A 21,450-nucleotide genomic window follows, 5' to 3' on the forward strand; every position below is an offset into this window, starting at 1 on the left:
CTGTGCTACATAATTAACATTATTTTGGTCGATTAGGCGTTAAAAGGCGATATGTTCAGTCGTATTTGCCCCTTCCTACCTTTTCAGGAGTGTAATAATGTCAGCGCATTTTTATCAGCATATTCGTCAGCAACTGGCTATCGCCCAGCAAGAAGGGCTGTTCAAAAAAGAACGTATTATCACTTCCGCGCAGCAGGCTGAAATCGACGTTGGGCATCATCACGCTGTCATTAATTTCTGTGCAAATAATTACCTTGGGCTGGCTAACCATCCTGCTTTGATTCAGGCCGCGAAAGAGGGAATGGATTCGCACGGTTTTGGGATGGCATCGGTGCGCTTTATCTGTGGTACGCAGGATAAGCACAAACAACTGGAAAGAAAACTGGCTGATTTTCTGGGTATGGAAGACGCCATACTTTACTCCTCCTGCTTCGATGCGAATGGCGGATTATTTGAAACACTGCTGGGGGCTGAGGATGCCATCATTTCTGACGCACTTAATCACGCGTCGATTATTGATGGTGTGCGTCTGTGTAAAGCACAACGCTACCGTTACGCCAATAATGACATGAACGAGTTACGTGCCCGCCTGCAGGAAGCCAAAGATAACGGCGCAAAGACCATCATGATTGCAACCGATGGCGTCTTCTCTATGGATGGCGTAATTGCCAATCTGAAAGGCATTTGCGATTTGGCAGACGAATACTCTGCCCTGGTCATGGTCGATGATTCCCATGCGGTGGGTTTTGTGGGAAAGGCAGGGCGGGGAACGCATGAGTATTGTGATGTCATGGGGCGGGTAGACATCATCACCGGCACCCTGGGTAAGGCGCTGGGGGGTGCTTCCGGTGGCTATACGGCAGCCAAAACCGAGGTTATAGAATGGCTACGTCAGCGTTCAAGACCTTATCTGTTCTCTAATTCACTGGCACCCGCAATCGTGGCTGCCTCATTGCGCGTTCTAGATCTGTTAAGCGAAGGCGACGGACTGCGTCAGCGCCTCTGGGAAAACGCACGCCTGTTCCGCGAAAAAATGACGGCAGCGGGCTTTACGCTGGCGGGGGCCGATCACGCCATCATTCCGGTCATGCTGGGCGAAGCCAGCGTAGCGCAGGCGTTTGCACATCTGCTTCAGCAGGAGGGGATTTATGTGACCGGATTTTTCTATCCGGTAGTGCCAAAAGGTCAGGCACGTATTCGCACACAAATTTCAGCCGCGCACAGCCAGCAGCAGCTCGATACCGCTGTGGCCGCTTTCACGCGGATTGGTAAGCAACTTGGCGTGATCGCCTGAGGACAGACCATGAAAGCACTTGCGAAACTGAAAAAAGAGCAGGGTATCTGGATGGTTAACGATGCGCCCATGCCGGAGCCTGGCCACAACGATTTGCTGATCAAAATCCGCAAAACCGCGATCTGCGGCACCGATGTACATATTTACAACTGGGACGACTGGTCCCGTAAAACGATCCCCGTGCCCATGATTGTTGGCCATGAATATGTAGGCGAAGTGGTGGCTGTGGGGCAGGAAGTGAAAGGGTTTCAGATTGGCGATCGCGTTTCGGGTGAAGGTCACATTACCTGCGGGCACTGCCGTAACTGCCGGGCAGGGCGGACACATTTATGCCGCAATACGCAAGGTGTAGGTGTCAACCGGCAGGGATGCTTTGCTGAATATCTGGTGATCCCTGCCTTTAATGCCTTCAAAATTCCTGACAATATTTCAGACGAACTGGCGTCGATTTTTGACCCGTTTGGCAACGCAGTTCATACCGCTTTGTCCTTCGATCTGGTGGGAGAAGACGTTCTGATCTCTGGGGCAGGGCCGATTGGAATCATGGCGGCGGCGGTATGTCGTCATGTGGGTGCACGAAATGTCGTCATCACAGACATTAATGATTATCGCCTTGAACTGGCCCGTAAAATGGGCGTGACCTGTGCGGTCAACGTGGCGAAACATGACTTGCGTGAGGTCATGCATACGCTCGATATGCGAGAGGGCTTTGACGTGGGCTTAGAAATGTCGGGCGCACCGCCTGCTTTTCGGACCCTGCTTGACGTCATGAATTACGGCGGTCGTATTGCCTTACTGGGCATTCCGCCCGGTGAAATGGCCATCGACTGGAATCAGGTGATTTTTAAAGGGCTGTTTATTAAAGGCATTTACGGGCGGGAGATGTTTGAAACCTGGTACAAGATGGCCGCACTGATACAGTCAGGTCTGGATCTCACCCCGATCATTACACATCGCTACGATATAGATGACTTTCAGCGAGGTTTTGATGATATGCGGTCGGGGCAATCAGGAAAGGTGATTCTGAGCTGGACGTAATGTTGCCCTTTGTTTTTTTAACGTTGACGCTCAGCATCGGGTTTAAGGCCGATGCTGAGTGTGTCAAAAAAGTGCATTAATACGGCGATACAGCGGGCTCTCAGCGATGCTCTCACCAATCACGCCCAGTGCACGCGTAGCAGGCACAGGTGACAGTGGTTGCTTCACTTTACATTCGCCTGGCGCCTGGAAGCCTTGCGCAGGTTTATTGCGCGGCAGGGTTTTTGCCGGCGAAGCACTGCCGTTACGCAGCGGCTCATTTAATAACTGACCCGGTGTCACCAGCGTAATATCCGCAGGCAAAGTGGGCAGCATTTGTTGCAACACGCGCACAGTGTTCGGGTGCGGGTGACCAATCGCAATCGCATAGCCATCCCGCTCGGCCAGTTTCACTGCCCGACTAAATTGCTGACGGATGGCGTTGATGTCCTGGCTGTCGTCCAGAAAGACCCTGCGCTTTAGCACTCTGACATGCGTGCCTTGGGCGGCGGGTACAGACTGGCTGTTGCCAATCGTCATGCTGTCAAGGAAGTACAGATTGTACTGGTTAAGAGCCTGCATGACTTTTTGCATACCCGGCAGACTGGACGTCATTTTGCTGCCCATATGGTTATTCAACCCCACCGCATAAGGCACGTTATTTACTGCACTCCGGATGATGCGATCAATCTCGGCGCTGCTCATCTCGGGCGTTAACGTGTTTTTTTCAAGAGGTTGCTTACTGAGAGGGGCCATGGGCAGATGGATCAGGACTTCGTGTCCGCCCTGATGCGCTTTGATTGCCATTTGACGTGCATAGGGCGCATCGGGGAGGACGGCAACCGATATCGCCTGCGGCATCTGCAACACTTTATTCTCTTCTGTAGGCCGGTAGCCGACATCATCAATAACAATGGCGAGTTTACCGGCCTGGGCTGCGAAACTGAGCAGCAATCCACTCAGCAGTGCAACCAGGGTCTTTCGCTGACGTAACACTTATTTTCCTAACCACGGAAGTGGATTAACCGCTTTACCCTGACGCCGGATTTCAAAGTAGAGCGAAGGTGTACCACGGCCACCGCTGGTGCCGACCAGGGCAATAGGCTGACCTGCTTTTACCTGAGCGCCGACGCTGACCAGTGCGCTTTGGTTGTAACCATAGAGGCTCATATCCCCTTTGCCATGTTCAATCACGACGACGAGGCCATAACCCTGTAACCAGTCAGCCATTAACACGCGACCATCGGCAATGGCTTTAACTTCTGTGCCCTCAGGCGCGTTAATGACCAGCCCTTTCCAGCGTAATTCGCCCTGAAGCTCCTCACCGAAGCGATGCTCAATCCGTCCTCTTACTGGCCAGATGTCCTGACCATTTGGCCGCCCAAGCCCGCCTGTGCGCGCCATCAGTTCGCGTTCACTCTGGGTTGGCTGATAGCTGGAGCCTTTCGCTTTTGCCTGCACCTGACGCTGGCGGACTTTTTCAGCCTCACGCGCTTCCCGTGCGGCGCGTTCACGCGCTTCTCGCTCGGCACGGGCAATTTTGTCTTGCAGGCGGCTTTCGTTCTGCCGCATCTCGACCAAATCAGCCTGATCTTTCTGCAGCGCACTTTCCAGAGAAGTTAGCGTTTTTTTGCGGGCGGCGCTGGCTTGCTGAAGTTTGTCCTGCTGTGCTTGCTGCTGAGTTAACAACGATTTTTGCTGCTGCTGTTTTTGTTCCAGCGATGCGCGCTGTTGAGCCAGTTCCTTGCGGGTAGTTTGCAGGGCGGTGATATTTTCCTGACGTGCCGTGTTCAGGTAACCAAAGTAGGCCAGGATGCGCTCGCTGCGCTGACTTTCTTCGCCACCTAACAGCAGTTGCAGGCCCTTGTGCTGGCCCTGACGAAAAGCGGCATCCAGTTGCTCTGCCAGCAGTTTTTCCTGCTGAGCCTGTTGTTTCTCAAGGTGGGCAACGGAGGCGGTGACCTGCACGATGTCATTGTTTAAGGCGGACAGACTATTGCGCGTTTCACGCAACTGCCGGCTGGCCTGCGCAATGATTTTTTCCTGACTTTGCAACTGATTAAGCAACTGGCTGCGCTGGGCTTTTTGCGCCTTAACGCTTTTTTCTTTTTCAGCAATTTCCTGCTGAATGGATTTCAGTTGCGCTTTGTTATCATCAGCGGCCAGCCCGGGTAAGGGCAATGACAACAGGCCCGCATAAAGCAGGCTAAAAGACAGAACGGACAAGCGTGTAAACAGCGGCACGGTAACGCCGTTGTGACGGGTCCATGTTGGCAGAGCAGTTGTCTTTCCCTTCATAGGTCGATGATTATTCCACGATGAACAGTTGCTTACCAGCATTGCCGACCGGCTTTTGCTTCCCTAAACGTGACCATTTTCAACAGTACAAGGCATAAGCGTCACGACATTTTTGCCATTCGGTGAATTTTTTTGGAAAATGACGCACAAATTATCACTCTGCCCGCTTAGCGTCTGTACATGCGAAGTGGCGCAGGTATACTCAGAAGCCTTGTTTTAGCTTATTAGCCCGGTCTGGAGTCGTTACCCCTCATGCAAGAAATTATGCAGTTTGCAAGCAATCACCCCATCCTGAGTCTGGCATGGGTCGTTTTACTTATACTGGTGATTGTGACCACCGTTAAAGGGATGTTCTCTAAAGTAAAAACGATCAGTCGAGGCGAAGCAACCCGACTTATTAACAAAGAGGATGCGGTGGTGGTAGACGTGCGTTCGCGCGACGATTACCGCAAGGGGCATATTTCGGGCGCGGTCAACGTCGCTGCAGCTGATATCAAGAAAGGCAGTTTTGGCGAGCTGGAAAAGCATAAAACACAGCCCATAATTGTGGTATGCGCTACCGGGCAGAGCGCGGCCGATCCTGCTGCACATCTGAGCGCGGCAGGTTTCAATCAGGTGAGCGTGCTCAAAGACGGTATTAGCGGTTGGAGCGGCGAAAATCTGCCGTTAGTTCGCGGTAAATAACCATCCTGAGGTCCCTATGGCAAACGTTGAGATTTATACCAAACCAACCTGTCCGTATTGTCATCGCGCAAAAGCGCTGCTGAATGAGAAAGGCGCGGCGTTCCAGGAGATCCCCATTGATGGGGACATGGCAAAACGTGAAGAGATGATTAAGCGCAGCGGCCGCACGACAGTGCCTCAGATCTTTATTGATGGCCAGCATATTGGTGGCTGCGACGATTTGATGGCACTTAACGATCGTCAGGGTTTAGATCCGTTACTTCAGGCGTAGTTTTACGCCAGACATTTTAACTTACAGGACTTAGTCACATGTCAGAACATAACACTAACGAAATGCAATTCCAGATTCAGCGCGTTTACACGAAGGATATTTCTTTTGAAGCGCCCAATGCGCCGCAGGTGTTTCAGAAAGAGTGGGAGCCAGACGTTAAGCTGGATCTGGATACTGCCTCTTCGCAGCTGGCTGATGAAGTGTATGAAGTGGTGCTGCGTGTGACCGTTACGGCAACCGTTGGCGAAGATACCGCTTTCCTGTGTGAAGTTCAGCAGGCAGGTATTTTCACCATCGGTGGCATTGAAGGTACCCAGATGGCGCATTGCCTTGGCGCTTACTGCCCAAATATCCTGTTCCCTTATGCCCGCGAATGCATCACCAGCCTGGTTTCACGTGGTACCTTCCCGCAGCTTAACCTTGCGCCAGTGAACTTTGATGCGCTGTTTATGAATTATCTGCAGCAGCAGCAAGGCGAAGAAGCGCAACATCAGGATGCCTGATGACCACTCACGCTTCGATTAGCGTCATCGGTGCCGGTTCATACGGCACCGCTTTGGCGATTACGCTGGCCCGCAATGGCCACCCGGTGCTGCTGTGGGGGCACAATCCTGCCCATATGGCACAACTTCAGTCCGACCGCTGCAACCGTGCTTTCCTGCCAGATGTAACGTTTCCCGATAATCTGACTGTTGAACCTGACCTGAATACCGTTATAGCCGCCAGCCGCGATTTGTTGGTTGTTGTACCGAGTCATGTTTTCGGCGATGTGCTGACGCAGATAAAGCCCGGTTTACGTGATGACTCACGCATCGTCTGGGCAACGAAAGGACTGGAGAAGGAAACGGGTCGTCTGCTGCAGGATGTTGCCCGCGACATTTTGGGCGAAACGATTCCACTGGCCGTCATCTCCGGCCCCACTTTTGCAAAAGAACTGGCAGCGGGTTTACCAACAGCGATTGCGCTGGCGGCTACTGACGCGCAGTTCGCAGAAGATTTACAACAGCGACTGCACTGCGGCAAAAGCTTTCGCGTCTATAACAATCCCGATTTTATTGGGGTTCAACTGGGCGGCGCGGTGAAAAACGTCATTGCTATCGGTGCTGGCATGTCTGATGGCATCGGCTTTGGTGCGAATGCACGCACGGCGTTAATTACGCGCGGGCTGGCCGAGATGAGTCGTCTGGGTGCGGCATTAGGCGCAGATGCCACAACATTTATGGGCATGGCCGGTTTGGGCGATCTGGTGCTGACCTGTACTGATAACCAATCGCGTAATCGTCGTTTTGGCATGATGCTCGGGCAGGGTGAAGATGTCGATAGCGCACAACGCATTATCGGACAAGTTGTAGAAGGCTACAGAAATACCAAAGAAGTCAAAGCGCTGGCTGCACGCACAGGGGTTGAAATGCCTATCACCGAACAGATTTATCAGGTGCTCTATTGCGGAAAACCGGCACGAGATGCAGCATTAAGCCTGCTGGGGCGTTCACGGAAGGACGAAAACAGCACAAACTAAAGCAGGAAGCCAAGCGTCATCACCTGTAGCGCCGGTCAAGGCGCTTTTTTTATCGGGAGAAAACAGCATGTCGTCTGATGAGTTAGAACTGGTCTGGAACAACATTAAGGCAGAAGCACGCGCGCTGGCAGACTGCGAGCCAATGCTGGCCAGCTTTTATCATGCGACATTGCTTAAGCATGAGAATCTGGGCAGCGCCCTGAGCTATATGCTGGCCAATAAGCTGGCGAATCCAATCATGCCTGCTATCGCGATTCGTGAAGTTGTCGAAGAGGCCTACCGAAAAGATCCCTCAATGATTGCTTCCGCTGCCTGCGATATTCAGGCCGTGCGCCAGCGCGATCCTGCGGTTGATAAATATTCGACGCCGCTGCTGTATCTGAAAGGTTTTCATGCGCTTCAGGCCCATCGTATCGGGCACTGGCTTTGGAATGAAGGCCGACGCGCCTTAGCCGTTTACCTGCAAAATGAAGTGTCCGTTTCCTTTGCTGTGGACATTCATCCGGCCGCAAAAATTGGACACGGGATCATGCTGGATCACGCTACAGGTATTGTGATCGGTGAAACGGCCGTCGTGGAAAACGATGTGTCCATCCTGCAGTCGGTGACGCTCGGCGGGACCGGTAAAACCAGCGGCGACCGTCATCCGAAAATTCGCGAAGGCGTCATGATTGGCGCAGGTGCAAAAATTCTGGGCAATATTGAAGTTGGTCGCGGTGCCAAGATTGGTGCTGGCTCTGTTGTGCTGCAACCCATTCCGCCTCACACCACCGCCGCTGGCGTGCCTGCGCGCATCGTTGGCAAGCCCGGCAGTGAAAAGCCGTCCATGGATATGGACCAGCATTTCAGCGGCAATGGCGCAGGTTTTCAGTTTGGTGACGGAATTTAGGACTTAATCAACGCGCCAGCGTAGTCGAGTTGGCGCCAGGCTTCGTATACCACCACGGATACCGCATTTGATAAATTCATACTGCGGCTTTCCGCCCGCATGGGAATCCGTATTTTTTGCTCTGCAGGCAGCGTCTGTAGCACCTCTGCGGGCAAGCCCCGACTCTCTGGACCAAACAGCAGATAATCTCCCTGCTGCCAGGCGACGGCACTGTGCGCGGGCGTCCCCTTCGTTGTCAACGCAAACAGCCGCGCAGGTTGCTCGGTCGTCATGAACGCCTGAAAATCAGCATGGAACTTAATGGCGGTGAACTCGTGGTAATCCAGTCCCGCGCGACGAAGGCGCTTGTCGTCCCAGGCAAAACCCAGCGGTTCGATAAGGTGAAGCTGGAAGCCGGTATTGGCGCACAGGCGAATAATATTACCTGTATTGGGTGGAATTTCTGGTTCAAAGAGTACGATGTTAAGCATAAGGCCCCCGGTAACGAGGGCCGAAGCATAGCAAATTATTGTCTGCCAGAGGAGTAAAGTGGCAGCCAGATTGTCAGACGCAGACCACCCAGTGGGCTGTCATCTGCTTTTACCCAGCCACGGTGCTGCTGAATGGCCGTTTCCACAATGGCCAGCCCCAGGCCGGTGCCGCCGGACTCTCGGTCGCGCGCCTCGTCAGTGCGGTAAAACGGTCGGAATATCTGCTCACGATCTTCCGGGCTCACGCCGGGACCATCGTCGTCAACGTGAACGGTAATGCCTGAAATATCAACGGAAAAACTGACGCTGATATGGGTATGAGAGTAGCGCAACGCATTCCGCACGATATTCTCCAGCGCACTTTCAAGCGCATGGGGGTTACCATACAAAGGCCATGGCCCCGGAGGATAAGGGATCTCCAGTGTCTTACCCATTTGTTCCGCTTCAAATCGGGCGTCTTCCAGCACGCCGTTCCACAGCTGATTTGCCTTCATGGCCTCGCTGACCAGCGCGTTCTTATGCTGGGTCCTCGACAGCACCAGTAGGTCATTAATCATGCCATCGAGGCGTTGTGCTTCCGTCTCTATACGTTCCAGCTCTTTGCCTTCACCATGACGGCGGCGCAGCAGCGCAGTCGCCAGCTGTAATCGCGTTAATGGCGTGCGTAATTCGTGGCTGATATCAGACAGTAAGCGCTGCTGACCGTTCATCATCCGTTCCAGCGCACTGACCATCTGGTTAAAGCTGGAACCTGCCGCCAGAAATTCCTGTGGGCCTGATTCCAGTTCAGGATGCTGGCGCAGATTACCGCTGGCGACTTCGTCCGCGGCATATTTAAGTTTCCGTGCAGGACGCGCCAGGCTCCATGCCAGCCACAACAGAAGCGGTGAGCTGATCAGCATGGTAACAATGAGCAGCAGCAAAGGGCGATCAAACAACAGATTAATAAAATCCAGCTGAGAGCTGCTGGCGGGGCGGATCAGATACAGCTGATAGTTATCCTCTCCGTCCCGGACGGCGAAAGGACCTACCATCTCTACCCGGCCATATTTCTTCTTCTGTGGGTGATCGGCGTTATCTGACTGACCGATGAAGTTACGAATGACCTGCATTTCATTATGCTGTGCGCCGATGACCCGGCCTTCACTGGTGACCAGGAGCAAACGTTGGCCGGGTGGAGCCCACTTCTCAATAGCGCGAAATAAGCGCCGCCACCACATCAAATCATTAGGCGGATCGCGTGACAGCTCGGCTTCAACGTGCTGCTCGATCATCGTGCCCTGGCGCTGCTCGCTTTCCAGCAGCGCCGTCATCTGGCGTGAATCAAGCTTGGGTACCATGAGCACCAGCATCAATACCAGTGCCAGCGTCAGCCAGAAAATAGCAAAGATGCGGGTAGTCAAACTGCCTATCATGATGCCGAAACCATCAAATAACCGCGGCCACGTAAGGTCTTGAACCACGGATGCCCATCGCGACGTTCAGGGAGTTTACGGCGCAGGTTCGAGATGTGCATATCGATGGCACGGTCAAAAGGCGTCAGGCGTTTACCCAGCACCTCCTGGCTAAGATGCTCGCGCGAGACAACCTGACCTAAATGCTGAGCCAAAAGGTACAACAGGGTGAATTCTGTGCCGGTGAGATCCAGCGTTTCGTTATCGAAACTGGCTTCCTGACGGCCCGGGTTCAGGCGCAGGCAGTCCACTTCCAGCGTAGGTGAGCTGTTATCGTGCTGCTGCTGTTGTTCGCTCCAGTTCGAACGGCGCAGGATAGCGCGTATGCGCGCAACCAGCTCCCGATCGTTAAAGGGCTTAGGCAGATAGTCATCGGCGCCCAGCTCAAGGCCCAGCACACGATCAAGCTCGCTTCCGCGGGCGGTAAGCATAATCACAGGTGTTTGATACTGCTGGCGTAATTCTTTCAGGGTGTCGATACCGTTTTTCTTGGGCATCATGACATCCAGTAAAAGCAAATCAATTGAGTTATCGAGCAGATTCAGTGCTTGCTCACCATCGCTGGCAACCACCACTTCAAACCCTTCCATTTCTAACAGTTCTTTTAAAAGCGAAGTCAATTCGCGGTCATCATCTACCAACAGGATTTTATTCATTTTTGTAGCCCTCCGCAGGCAAAATAGCGTGTTCCTATGATACCAATCCATCGCTTTACGTACTTTTACACCCCCTGACGGATGTTTGCAGCTATCGCCGTACACTGGCTATCGTTGAATCGCAAAACAGAACGAACTGGAGTAAACGATGCGCAAATTAACCGCCGTCGTTCTTGCCTCAGCGATGGTTCTCAGTCACGCCAGCGCAGGAGCAGCAGAGTCGATGGCGCTTGACGAGGTGCATCACGGCGGATTTACGACAGGCAGTATGACGCAAAATTCGCAAAGTCACATGTTCGACGGCATTGAGTTGACGGAACATCAACGACAACAAATGCGTGACCTTATGCAGCAAGCCCGACATGACCGTCCGGCAACGAATATTGATGATATCGCAGCTATGCACGATTTGGTGACGGCAGATAAATTTAACGAAGCGGCCATACGTGACAAGGCAGAGGCCATCGCCAAAGTTCAGGTTGAACAGCAAGTTGAGATGGCGAGAGTGCGTAATCAGATGTACCACCTGTTAACGCCCGAGCAGCAGGCCGCGTTACAGAAGAATTATGAGCAGCGCCTGAATGCCATGCGTAAGCTCTCAAGTTTGCAGCCAGCTTCGACGCTGCAACCCGTAAGTCGTACCAGTAGTAACCAGTAGTAAATAGTATCCCTGTTTTCCTTGCCATAGACACATCCCTGTCTTCCCCCTCATGATGAGGGGGTTTTTTTTATCTGTTTTTCGCCATTATTTACTGTAGTTTTACAGTGCGCGAAAAAATGATCTGGACGATTGAATGGCAACGTTTTTTTATTTTTCTTACGCACGCTTTCCTGTCTGTTATTACTGTCTTGCCGATCTGTTTTACAGGTCGTGAGTTATTTCCAATCGATTGATAAATATAAAGATTACATTAATTTATTTGTGCATTTTCCTTTCTTTTCAAGGGGCTGTAATTATCCCGCTCCGCTTGCACCTTATCCGGCCTCGCCTACACTTATATTGTCTCAGCAAGGAAGCCGATGCACTTCTGAAATTAACGGAGAGCAGCAACCACATCATGTAGTCCGAATTAATCTATTAATGGAGTAAATTATGGCAGAGCATCGTGGTGGTTCAGGTAATTTCGCAGACAACCCGCAAAAAGCCTCTGAAGCCGGTAAAAAAGGCGGAAAGAGCAGCGGCAACGGCGGCGGCGGTAATTTCAAAAATAACCCCGAAAAAGCCTCCGAAGCGGGCAAGAAAGGCGGCAAAAAATAATTTTGCTGAGCACTGAACCAAATCTGCACGTTGATTTGGCGCTTACTTAGGTAAGCAATCCTTCGCCCCATCGTTACCCGATGGGGCGAAGTCGTATTATCTCTTCCCGTCTTATCCCTCATCACGCTGTCCGAACGGTATCAGTCGGGCGCATCGCCTGCGTCAGTGTTAAACTTAGCCCTTCTCTGCTGTTATTTTACCTCTTCAGTCATGATGTTCATGGAGTGTGGCATGCAGGCTTCGTATGGAAAGTGGGTTAAATCTGCGGCGATTGCGGCGACGCTGCTGGCGACAACCTTGTTAATTATCAAGATTTTTGCCTGGTGGTATACCGGATCGGTTAGCCTGCTGGCTGCCATGGTTGATTCGCTGGTGGACATTGCCGCTTCCCTGACAAACCTGCTGGTGGTGCGCTATTCCCTTCAGCCCGCTGACGCCGATCACACCTTTGGCCACGGTAAAGCGGAATCGCTGGCCGCCCTGGCGCAAAGCATGTTCATTTCAGGTTCGGCACTTTTCCTCTTTCTGACGGGTATTCAGCATCTCGCTTCCCCGAATGAACTGCGATCGCCCGGTATGGGCATTATCGTGACGGTGCTGGCTCTCATTTCGACATTACTGCTGGTGGCTTTCCAGCGCTGGGTCGTACGAAAAACACGCAGTCAGGCGATTCGGGCCGATATGCTGCATTATCAATCCGATGTTTTCATGAACGGGGCAATTTTGGTCGCGCTGGTGTTAACCAGCTACGGATTCGCTCGTGCCGATGCGCTGTTTGCGCTGGGCATTGGCGTGTATATTCTCGTCAGCGCACTTCGGATGGGCTATGAAGCCGTTCAGTCCCTGTTGGACAGAGCCTTACCCGATGAAGAACGACAACATATTATTGCGATTTCATCAAACTGGCCCGGTGTGCAAGGCGTTCATGATGTGCGGACGCGTCAGTCTGGCCCGACGAAATTTATTCAGCTTCACGTAGAGCTGGAAGATCAATTACCGTTAGTGCAGGCACACCGAATCGCCGATCAGGTTGAAAAAGCATTACGCGAAGCCTTTCCCGGGTCGGACGTCATTATTCATCAGGATCCCTGTTCTGTGGTACCGTCAGAGAAACAGGATGCATTCAATTTCTGACGCACAGGAAAGACGTTAGAAAGATGAAAATGACATGCAGCTAACATTGCTAAAAAAATTAGTGAAAAGTTGTCTGACCTGAATCAATTCAGCATCAGGCCTTTGATATACTATCTGCCATCATATGTCGCGCTTACCACATCAGTGTTCATCAGCGTTGCACAGGCCGGATTAACCCTTAGTTTTGAACAATCCAGAGGTTGTCATGATCAAAAAAATTGGTGTACTGACCAGCGGCGGTGACGCCCCAGGCATGAACGCAGCCATTCGCGGTGTAGTTCGCTCCGCATTAAGCGAAGGGCTGGAAGTTTTTGGTATCTATGACGGCTATCAGGGTTTATATGAAGATCGCATGATCAACCTCGACCGCTACAGTGTGTCAGATATGATCAATCGCGGCGGCACGTTCCTGGGTTCTGCACGTTTTCCTGAGTTTCGTAATGATGATGTCCGCCAGGTAGCAATCGAGAACCTGAAAAAGCGGGGCATTGATGCCTTAGTAGTGATCGGTGGCGACGGTTCGTATATGGGGGCCAAGCGGCTCACCGAAATGGGCTTTCCGTGTATCGGTCTGCCAGGCACGATTGACAACGACGTGGCCGGGACAGATTACACCATCGGCTACTTTACGGCGCTGGAAACGGTCGTCGAAGCCATTGACCGCCTGCGTGATACGTCGTCATCGCATCAGCGCATCTCGATTGTTGAAGTCATGGGCCGTTACTGTGGCGACCTGACGCTGGCTGCGGCTATTGCCGGGGGATGTGAATTTATCGTGTTACCTGAGATTCCTTACACTCGTGAGGAACTGGTGGCAGAGATTAAAGCCGGTATTGCGAAAGGTAAAAAGCACGCGATCGTAGCTATTACGGAGCACATCTGTGATATCGACGACCTGGCGCGTTTCATCGAAACAGAAACCAAACGCGAAACGCGCGCCACGGTACTTGGTCACATTCAGCGCGGCGGCGCGCCCTGCGCTTATGACCGCATTCTTGCGTCGCGCATGGGTGCCTATTCGATTGAGTTGCTGATGCAGGGCTACGGTGGCCGGTGTGTAGGTATCCAGAATGACAAGATGGTCCATCACGATATCATTGATGCCATTGAAAATATGAAACGTCCCTTTAAGCGTGACTGGATGGATACGGCTAAGCAGCTGTACTAAGTATTACCGGGCATGCTTAACGGCATGCCCTTATGCCTTCCTCATATTCCCCAAAGTTATAACCGCTTATTTTTAATTCTTTTAGCTATAATCGCGTTTATGTCACGCTTGTCTCATCATGAATGGGGAGAGTGCGCAATGAATAAATGGGCCGTGGGTTTAGGGTTGTTACTGGCATCTGGCAGTGTTCTGGCGAAGGATATTCAGCTGCTAAACGTTTCTTATGATCCTACCCGGGAACTCTACGAGCAGTACAACAAGGCCTTTAGCGCGCACTACAAACAGGAAACGGGCGACAACGTGGTCATCCGCCAGTCGCACGGCGGTTCAGGTAAACAGGCGACTTCTGTCATCAACGGTATTCGTGCTGATGTGGTGACGCTGGCGCTGCAGTCGGATGTTGATGCAATTGCTGATCGCGGTCGCATTGATAAAGACTGGATTAAACGTCTGCCCGACAACTCCGCGCCTTATACCTCCACGATTGTCTTTTTGGTGCGTAAAGGCAATCCTAAAGGCATCCATGACTGGAGCGATCTTATCAAGCCCGGCGTTTCGGTGATTACTCCAAATCCTAAAACGTCAGGCGGCGCTCGCTGGAATTACCTGGCTGCCTGGGGCTGGGCACTGGATCATAACAACGGCGATCAGGCAAAAGCACAGCGTTACGTGAAAGATCTGTTTAAGCATGTTGAAGTGCAGGATTCCGGTGCGCGCGGCGCAACCAATACCTTTGTAGAGCGTGGTATTGGTGATGTCCTGATCGCCTGGGAAAACGAAGCCTACCTGGCGGTCAATAAACTGGGTAAAGACAAATTTGAAATTGTGACGCCAAGTGAATCGATTCTCGCGGAGCCAACTGTGTCCGTCGTGGATAAGGTGGTCGATGAGAAGGGAACGCGTCAGGTGGCGGAAGCCTATCTGAAATATCTCTACTCGACGGAAGGGCAGACGATTGCGGCTGAAAACTATTATCGTCCGCGCAATGAAGAGGTCGCGAAGAAGTTCGCCAGTACGTTTGCGCCGGTAAAACTGTTTACCATCGACGATAAGTTTGGCGGCTGGGCGAAGGCGCAAAAAACGCACTTCGCTGATGGCGGCACCTATGATCAGATCATGAAGCCGTAATCCTTACCAGTTATTCTTGAAACCAGCGGAAACGCTGGTTTTTTTATGCGTGACATTTACGCGCTGTCAGGTGAGGATGCGAATGAAAACAGTCAGGGGAAGATAACAATGCAGGCAAATCGTCGGGCCTTCATCATCATTGCGCTTCTGCTGGTATTGATTGGCGCAGGGATCCTTGTTGCAGCTACGCATGTTAAAACGAATGCGGATGCGCTTTGGCAAATCGTCAGTGAAAAGTGTCTGCCCGATCAGCTCACGCATGGTCAACCCGCGCCGTGTCAGCGCGTTGATCTGCAGCACCGCTACGCGCTGTTGAAAGACCGAAACGGCCCCCTTCAGTATCTGCTCATCCCCATTGATAAAATCACCGGAATCGAAAGCCCACAGTTGCTCCGTTCAGACACGCCGAATTATTTTGACCTGTCCTGGCAGGACAGAGGCGTCGTGGCGCAAAAATATGGCAAGCCTATCAACGACAGTGTGCTGTCACTGGCCATCAATTCCCAGTACGGCCGTACCCAGAATCAGCTTCATATTCATCTTTCATGCCTTCGGCCTGATGTGAGAAAGCAACTGGATGCGCTGACACCCACGTTCACACCGGAATGGAAAGCCGTCACCTTTCTCAGTCATTCTTATCACGTGCGTACGCTGAGTGAAGCCGAGCTGGCAGAGCAAAGCGTATTTATCCGTCTGGCCGCTGAGATACCGCATGCACGCGATCAGATGGGCCGCTACGGCCTCGCGTTAGCGCGCTTGTCTGATGGGCGGTTGATACTGATGGCAGTGGAGCGCAACTGGCTGTTGTTAAATAAAGGTTCCGCTGAGGAAGTGCAGGATCACGACTGCGCGTTACTGCAGCCCATAAAAAAAGCGGCCTGATTTGGCCGCTCAGAATGGACTAAGCGCCAGGTCAGCCTTGTTTGGCTGCCGCGGCTGCTTTAACGATGACCGCAAATGCATCGGCTTTCAGTGACGCACCGCCAACCAGGGCACCGTCAATGTCCGGCTGCGTAAACAGCTCGGCTGCATTTTTATCGTTGACTGAACCACCGTACTGAATAATCACTTGCTCAGCGACAGCAGCATCTTTTTTCGCGATATGGTCACGAATGAATTTGTGAACGGCCTGCGCCTGCGCTGGGGTGGCTGATTTACCCGTGCCAATCGCCCAGACGGGTTCGTAAGCGATAACCGCATCTTTAAATGCTTCGGCACCCTGAGTGGTCAGTACAGCATCAAGCTGACGTGCGCACACTTCTTCGGTTTTGCCTGCTTCATTTTCGGCTTCGGTTTCGCCGATGCACAGAACCGGCACCAGACCCGCTGCTTTTAAGACGGCAAATTTTTTCGCAATGAATTCATCGCTTTCTTTATGGTAAGTGCGGCGTTCTGAGTGACCAATGATGATGTACTTCGCGCCAATATCTTTCAGCATCTCAGCGGAAATCTCGCCGGTAAATGCGCCAGACAGGTTTACATCAACGTTTTGAGCACCCAGTGCAATATGGCTACCGGAGACAGCATGTTTAGCCTGATCAAGATAGAGCGCAGGGGGGGCAATAGCAACGCCACAGCCTTCCACGCCCGACAGTTCTTTGCGCAGACCGTCGATCAGTTCGGCTGTCATATGCTTGCTGCCATTCAACTTCCAGTTACCCATAACCAGTGGATGTCGCATTCTATCCTCCGCATAACGCGATACATGAAATGGCGCTGCCCTGGGGCAACGTTGTCTGCCAGACAGTATAGAGATCAAATAATGCCATGGCTTTGCTTTTCGTCATTTTTGCCACGTCCATCAGGGCGTAGCCAGCGCCAGTTTTACCGGCTCAATGGCAAAGGTGAGTCCTTTATCCCCGTTATCTGAAACCACGAAACGCAGTGCGCCTTCAACGTGCTCATAGTATCGTGAGCCTTTACCGGCTTTAAGCAGCGTTTCCAGCTTTTTTCGCCCTTCTTCCTGCGTGAGTCCCGGCACAAAAAAACGTAACATGGCGGTCATATAATCAAGCGCCTTAGCCTGCGAGGCGCTCTGGTCAGGCCCCGGAATCGGCAGCCACGTGATCTGCAACGTTTTGATTTTGCCCGTGCCCGGCTCAAGCGCCGTAGAAGAATAAAGGGTTTCATTAATTTTGGTGGCGGCGCGTGTCAGATCGCTCTTTTCATCGCGCGTATCAATGGCACTGTATTCCCTGAGCGGCAATTGGGGATTGGCCAGATTGTATTTTTCACGAAACTGGCCGATGGTCATGTCCAGCGTGGGTGCGCCCGGTAACAGATAGGGTGCGGTTGGCATGTGTTCAGCCTTGTCGAGGGGTTGCGGATCGGCGGCAAATACCGGAACCGTCAGCGCGACGCTCAGCAACAGTACGCCTGGCAAATTCTTCATTTTGTCGGCTCTGACCAATAAACTCGATGCCAAATTAGAACGGTTTTTATCTTCAAGGTCAAAAGTGTGCAGCGTAAAATTTTGTCTAAGGAAAGTGCATGATAATCCAGCAATGGTTTTTCTCTTTTCGCGGGCGCGTAGGGCGTCGGGATTTTTGGCTCTGGCAGGCAATCTGGGTACTGCTAACCAGCCTGCTGTTTTTCCTGGCAGGTAACGATCTGCTGGACACACAGATGGCTGCGTTTGGCATCGTCTGCTTATTGTGGCCTGCCAGCGCGATTGTGGTTAAACGCCTGCACGATCGCGATCGCCGGGGCTACTGGGCTCTGCTGCTGATTGCCGCCTGGCTACTGATGGCAGGCAACTGGAGCATGACGGGAGAAGTGTTACAGTGGCTCATCGGGCGCGTACTGCCCTTTATTATCCTGGCCGGATTGATTCTGGATCTGGGGGTGTTTCGTGGCACCGTCGGCGACAACCGCTTTGGTGCCGCGCCGGTGCCCTTGCGTCTGAAACGCGCCCCTTACCAGTAGTTTTCGCTGGTGATATGGCCGGGTTTGCGCTTAAGGTGCTTGCGCATACCGCGCGTCTCTTTCAGTAACTGCTGCGTATCACGTACCATCTGTGGATTACCACAAACCATGACATGGCTGGTCTCTGCGTCAATGGCTAACCCTGCTGCCTGCTCCAGCTTGCCATTCTCAATCAGGGCCGGAATGCGTCCCGTCAGCGACCCCAGACTTTCCTCACGGCTGACAACCGTGATGATCTGCAACTTACCGTTATAGATTTGCTGGAGTTGCTGCATCAGCGGTAAAAAGCTCAGGTCGGCGGCATAACGGGCGGCATGGACCAGGACGATATTATCGAAGCGATCCAGGCCTTCGCCCTGTTGCAGGATCGACAGGTAAGGGCCCACGGCGGTACCGGTCGCCAGCATCCATAATGTTTGACACTCAGGGACTTCATCCAGAATAAAAAAGCCCGCCGCATCTTTGGTGATCATCACCTGATCACCGGGGCGCAGCGCCTGCAGATGCGGGCTTAATTTGCCGTCGGGTACGGTGACTAAGTAGAACTCAAGCAGGTCGTCATTGGGTGCATTGACGTAAGAGTAAGCTCGCTGCACACGTTCGCCCTCAATTTCGAGTGCCAGTTTTGCGTACTGTCCGGCATGGAAGGGGGCAATCGGTGCCTTAACCCGCAGGCTAAACAGCGCATCGGTCCAGTTTTTCACTTCCTTCACTTGCGCATTGATCCACTCGGCCATAGTGACTCCTTAAGCGTTGATAGTCAGGCGGATAATCATCTTCGCTACTGCTCTGACAGATTACCAGTCGGTAACGGGGCAAAGGCTCTAATCGACAAACTGTAATATTAAGTTTACATCCTGGTTGCATTTATTGACGTGAATGGCGCACCCACTTTGTGTGAATCACTCGCTTTGTCACGTAATCCTGATATTTTCCTGCCACAACCTGTTTCAGCCGTTAGTTGTGCTGTTTAAACGTTCCTTTTCATACAGAATTTTTGTTCAATGATGATGAAGAAGATAGAAAATCGCCCGTTGTTGATCATGCTCATCGCATTGGTCGCAGTAGGGCAGATGGCTCAGACCATTTATGTGCCGGCAATGGCGGCAATGGCGGACGCACTGCAGGTGCGTAACGGCATGATGCAACATGTCATGGCGGCCTATTTAATGACCTATGGTGGATCGCAGCTGATCTATGGCCCGTTGTCTGACAGCGTAGGACGCCGTCCGGTGATCCTGGCGGGCATGGCGATCTTTATGATCGGATCAATGATCGCCTTACTGGCTTCATCACTGGATATGCTGGTCATTGGCAGTGCGATTCAGGGCGCGGGCACTGGCGTGGCCGGGGTGATGGCGCGGACCATGCCGCGCGACCTCTATAATGGCCATGCGTTACGTCAGGCGAACAGCTGGCTCAACATGGGCGTGCTTGCCAGCCCGTTAGTCGCGCCAGTGATTGGCGCAGCGTTGACACAACTGTTTGGCTGGCATGCCTGTTTCGCTTTTTTACTGCTGTTATGCATGATCGTGACGGTGACTATGGCGTGCTGGTTGCCGGAAACACGCCCGGTCAGCGCCGAAGTAACGCCGTTCCTTAAACGTTACATTCGTCTGTTACGCGATGCGAATTTTGTCCGCTATCTGGTGCTGCTGATTGGTGCGCTGTCAGGCATTGCCGTCTTTGAGGCCAGCTGTGGTGTGCTGCTGGGCGGCGTACTGGGTCTGAACAGTTTTACCGTCAGTATCTTGTTCATTCTGCCCATCCCGGCCGCCTTCTTTGGGGCATGGTTTGCCGGGCGTGAGCAGCGTTCCTGGCACAGCCTGATGTGGTTTGGCGTCAACAGTTGCCTGCTGGCAGCAGTGCTGATGTGGGTGCCTGCCTGGTTTGGCATCATGACTATCTGGACGTTATTGATACCGGCATCGCTGTTCTTCTTTGGCGCGGGGATGCTGTTTCCCCTGGCGACATCGGGTGCCATGGAACCCTATGCCTGGCTGGCAGGAAGCGCGGGTGCATTGATTGGTGGTATGCAGAACCTGGGGTCCGGGCTGGTCGCTTCTTTGTCGGCGTTGATGCCACAGCGCGATCAGTTCAGTCTTGGCATGCTGATGTTCGTCACGGCGCTGGTGATGCTGCTCTGCTGGCTACCGCTTTCGCGCCAGCCAGCAGGTGACAATCAGGCGGTTACAGGATAAAAGGGTGCAGAGCTGGATCTTTACGGTCGAGATAATGTACAGACTGAATGCGGCGAATTGTGCGCGATTTGCCGCGTATTAACAGCGTTTCGCTGGTGGCCATATTGCCCTGACGAGTAATACCTTTCAGCAGGTCGCCGCTGGTGATGCCAGTAGCCGCAAAAACGACATTATCATTGCGCGCCATCGTCTGAAGTGGCAGAACCTTTCCGGCTTCGATTCCCATACCAGCACACCGTTTCAGCTCATATTCGCCAATGCGGCGGTTTTCCTCCGTGTCACCTTTCACATGGTGACGTGCCAGTAATCTGCCTTGCATATCACCATCCAGCGCACGGATAACGGCGGCTGAAACCACGCCTTCAGGCGCGCCGCCAATCCCGTACATCACGTCAACTTCACTGTCCGGCATACAGGTCAGTATGGATGCCGCAACGTCGCCATCGGGAAAGGCAAAAATGCGTACGCCCAGCGCTTTAAGCTGTTGGATGACAGCGTCATGGCGCGGCTTGGCCAGAATCGATACGGTGAGCTCTGAGAGCGGTTTATTCATGGCGATCGCGATATTACGCAGGTTAAGCTCAAGCGGTTGGTCCAGATTTATATGGCCGCGCGCCGCCGGACCCACGATAAGCTTCTCCATATACATGTCAGGCGCATGAAGAAAGGTGCCTTTATCGCCTACGGCCATGACGGCAAGCGCATTAGCTTGTCCCATCGCCGTCATGCGTGTGCCTTCAATGGGATCGACCGCAATATCTACCGCGTCACCCTGGCCGGTTCCCACTTTCTCGCCGATATAAAGCATCGGGGCTTCGTCGATTTCCCCTTCGCCAATCACAATCTGGCCATCGATCTGGATGGTATTTAAGACGTGACGCATGGCATGGACCGCCGCACCGTCGGCCGCGTTTTTGTCGCCGCGTCCTAACCATTTATAGCCTGCCAGCGCGGCAGCTTCGGTTACGCGGGAAAATTCAATGGCAAGTTCTCGTTTCATTGTAGGCACCTGACAAAAAACAGGCAGGCAGTGTAGCGGAGGGAGAAGGCGTGGAAAAGGCCCGTGACAGCCGAGGTCACGGGC

Annotated in this window: 24 protein-coding genes; 15 read left to right on the top strand and 9 right to left on the bottom strand. The window is 52.7% G+C overall.

Annotation, left to right across the window (positions count from 1 at the left end):
- Nucleotides 1-97: 97 nt before the first annotated feature.
- Entirely contained in the window at nt 98-1,294 is a 1,197-nt protein-coding gene (locus tag C7434_RS20880; RefSeq protein ID WP_039342497.1) for a glycine C-acetyltransferase, read from the top strand.
- Nucleotides 1,295-1,303: 9 nt separating this feature from the next.
- Complete coding sequence (gene tdh, locus C7434_RS20885) at nt 1,304-2,332, top strand: L-threonine 3-dehydrogenase (protein ID WP_133745879.1); 1,029 nt, start codon at nt 1,304-1,306, stop codon at nt 2,330-2,332.
- Nucleotides 2,333-2,395: 63 nt separating this feature from the next.
- Here tdh and C7434_RS20890 read toward each other — a convergent pair whose 3' ends face one another.
- A complete protein-coding gene (locus tag C7434_RS20890; RefSeq protein ID WP_039342504.1) occupies nt 2,396-3,307 on the bottom strand; it encodes a divergent polysaccharide deacetylase family protein in 912 nt (303 codons plus the stop codon).
- On the bottom strand, nt 3,308-4,609 hold the full coding sequence (envC, locus tag C7434_RS20895; RefSeq protein WP_133745880.1) for a murein hydrolase activator EnvC: 1,302 nt from the start codon (nt 4,607-4,609) through the stop codon (nt 3,308-3,310). It lies immediately after the preceding gene.
- A 252-nt stretch (nt 4,610-4,861) separates the two neighbouring features.
- Between envC and C7434_RS20900 the strand changes: the two genes are divergently transcribed.
- The 5 genes from C7434_RS20900 to cysE all read left to right on the top strand — a co-directional run bounded on the left by C7434_RS20900 (nt 4,862) and on the right by cysE (nt 7,972).
- Nucleotides 4,862-5,293: a rhodanese-like domain-containing protein gene (locus C7434_RS20900; RefSeq protein WP_006121275.1), complete on the top strand. Its 432-nt coding sequence runs from the start codon at nt 4,862-4,864 to the stop codon at nt 5,291-5,293.
- Nucleotides 5,294-5,309: 16 nt separating this feature from the next.
- Complete coding sequence (gene grxC / locus C7434_RS20905) at nt 5,310-5,564, top strand: glutaredoxin 3 (protein ID WP_033738087.1); 255 nt, start codon at nt 5,310-5,312, stop codon at nt 5,562-5,564.
- A 38-nt stretch (nt 5,565-5,602) separates the two neighbouring features.
- Nucleotides 5,603-6,067 carry a protein-export chaperone SecB gene (secB, locus tag C7434_RS20910; protein ID WP_006121277.1) on the top strand — a complete coding sequence of 155 codons (465 nt, stop codon included), beginning with the start codon at nt 5,603-5,605 and terminating at the stop codon, nt 6,065-6,067.
- Nucleotides 6,067-7,083 carry an NAD(P)H-dependent glycerol-3-phosphate dehydrogenase gene (gene gpsA / locus C7434_RS20915; RefSeq protein ID WP_199227875.1) on the top strand — a complete coding sequence of 339 codons (1,017 nt, stop codon included), beginning with the start codon at nt 6,067-6,069 and terminating at the stop codon, nt 7,081-7,083. The genes secB and gpsA overlap by 1 nt, the downstream gene beginning before the upstream one ends.
- A 67-nt stretch (nt 7,084-7,150) precedes the next feature.
- Complete coding sequence (gene cysE / locus C7434_RS20920; protein WP_006121280.1) at nt 7,151-7,972, top strand: serine O-acetyltransferase; 822 nt, start codon at nt 7,151-7,153, stop codon at nt 7,970-7,972.
- On the opposite strand, the gene trmL is transcribed toward cysE, so the two are convergent.
- From trmL to cpxR, 3 genes are read right to left on the bottom strand one after another with little or no spacing between them, the layout of a single operon-like run.
- The gene (trmL, locus tag C7434_RS20925; protein WP_006121281.1) at nt 7,969-8,442 is read right to left on the bottom strand and encodes a tRNA (uridine(34)/cytosine(34)/5-carboxymethylaminomethyluridine(34)-2'-O)-methyltransferase TrmL; all 474 of its coding nucleotides are present in this window, start codon (nt 8,440-8,442) and stop codon (nt 7,969-7,971) included. The genes cysE and trmL overlap by 4 nt on opposite strands.
- Before the next feature lie 35 nt (nt 8,443-8,477).
- Nucleotides 8,478-9,857 (bottom strand): envelope stress sensor histidine kinase CpxA, encoded by a 1,380-nt coding sequence (gene cpxA, locus C7434_RS20930; protein ID WP_006121282.1) that lies wholly within the window; start codon nt 9,855-9,857, stop codon nt 8,478-8,480.
- Nucleotides 9,854-10,552: an envelope stress response regulator transcription factor CpxR gene (gene cpxR / locus C7434_RS20935; protein ID WP_006121283.1), complete on the bottom strand. Its 699-nt coding sequence runs from the start codon at nt 10,550-10,552 to the stop codon at nt 9,854-9,856. The genes cpxA and cpxR overlap by 4 nt, the downstream gene beginning before the upstream one ends.
- A gap of 148 nt (nt 10,553-10,700) precedes the next feature.
- Here cpxR and cpxP point away from each other — a divergent pair, with 148 nt between their 5' ends.
- The 6 genes from cpxP (at nt 10,701) to C7434_RS20965 (ending at nt 16,122) form a co-directional block, all read left to right on the top strand.
- On the top strand, nt 10,701-11,210 hold the full coding sequence (cpxP, locus tag C7434_RS20940) for a cell-envelope stress modulator CpxP (protein WP_033738090.1): 510 nt from the start codon (nt 10,701-10,703) through the stop codon (nt 11,208-11,210).
- A 435-nt stretch (nt 11,211-11,645) separates the two neighbouring features.
- A complete protein-coding gene (locus C7434_RS20945; protein WP_028723167.1) occupies nt 11,646-11,810 on the top strand; it encodes a KGG domain-containing protein in 165 nt (54 codons plus the stop codon).
- Between the two features lie 231 nt (nt 11,811-12,041).
- A complete protein-coding gene (gene fieF, locus C7434_RS20950; RefSeq protein WP_006121287.1) occupies nt 12,042-12,944 on the top strand; it encodes a CDF family cation-efflux transporter FieF in 903 nt (300 codons plus the stop codon).
- A gap of 205 nt (nt 12,945-13,149) precedes the next feature.
- Nucleotides 13,150-14,112, top strand: coding sequence for a 6-phosphofructokinase (pfkA, locus tag C7434_RS20955; RefSeq protein ID WP_006121288.1), 963 nt, complete (start codon nt 13,150-13,152; stop codon nt 14,110-14,112).
- 138 nt (nt 14,113-14,250) lie between these two features.
- Nucleotides 14,251-15,240: a sulfate ABC transporter substrate-binding protein gene (locus tag C7434_RS20960; protein ID WP_033738094.1), complete on the top strand. Its 990-nt coding sequence runs from the start codon at nt 14,251-14,253 to the stop codon at nt 15,238-15,240.
- Between the two features lie 108 nt (nt 15,241-15,348).
- Nucleotides 15,349-16,122, top strand: a complete 774-nt coding sequence (locus C7434_RS20965) for a CDP-diacylglycerol diphosphatase (protein WP_133745887.1) — start codon at nt 15,349-15,351, stop codon at nt 16,120-16,122.
- A 31-nt stretch (nt 16,123-16,153) separates the two neighbouring features.
- Here the strand turns inward: C7434_RS20965 and tpiA are convergent, their stop codons facing one another.
- Together tpiA and C7434_RS20975 are read right to left on the bottom strand one after the other, a co-directional pair.
- On the bottom strand, nt 16,154-16,921 hold the full coding sequence (tpiA, locus tag C7434_RS20970; RefSeq protein ID WP_033738096.1) for a triose-phosphate isomerase: 768 nt from the start codon (nt 16,919-16,921) through the stop codon (nt 16,154-16,156).
- 120 nt (nt 16,922-17,041) lie between these two features.
- Nucleotides 17,042-17,632, bottom strand: a complete 591-nt coding sequence (locus C7434_RS20975) for a DUF1454 family protein (RefSeq protein WP_006121292.1) — start codon at nt 17,630-17,632, stop codon at nt 17,042-17,044.
- Between the two features lie 98 nt (nt 17,633-17,730).
- On the opposite strand from C7434_RS20975, the gene C7434_RS20980 reads away from it, so the two are divergent.
- A complete protein-coding gene (locus C7434_RS20980; RefSeq protein ID WP_006121293.1) occupies nt 17,731-18,165 on the top strand; it encodes a DUF805 domain-containing protein in 435 nt (144 codons plus the stop codon).
- Here the strand turns inward: C7434_RS20980 and fpr are convergent.
- On the bottom strand, nt 18,156-18,902 hold the full coding sequence (fpr, locus tag C7434_RS20985; RefSeq protein WP_033738099.1) for a ferredoxin--NADP(+) reductase: 747 nt from the start codon (nt 18,900-18,902) through the stop codon (nt 18,156-18,158). The two genes, C7434_RS20980 and fpr, sit on opposite strands and share 10 nt — an antisense overlap.
- A 270-nt stretch (nt 18,903-19,172) precedes the next feature.
- Between fpr and emrD the strand changes: the two genes are divergently transcribed.
- On the top strand, nt 19,173-20,366 hold the full coding sequence (gene emrD, locus C7434_RS20990) for a multidrug efflux MFS transporter EmrD (protein ID WP_269751336.1): 1,194 nt from the start codon (nt 19,173-19,175) through the stop codon (nt 20,364-20,366).
- On the opposite strand, the gene glpX is transcribed toward emrD, so the two are convergent.
- A complete protein-coding gene (glpX, locus tag C7434_RS20995) occupies nt 20,356-21,366 on the bottom strand; it encodes a class II fructose-bisphosphatase (protein WP_006121296.1) in 1,011 nt (336 codons plus the stop codon). The genes emrD and glpX overlap by 11 nt on opposite strands.
- Between the last annotated feature and the right edge of the window lie 84 nt (nt 21,367-21,450).

The sequence above is a fragment of the Pantoea sp. PNA 14-12 genome, assembly GCF_004364735.1.
Classification (GTDB): domain Bacteria; phylum Pseudomonadota; class Gammaproteobacteria; order Enterobacterales; family Enterobacteriaceae; genus Pantoea; species Pantoea stewartii.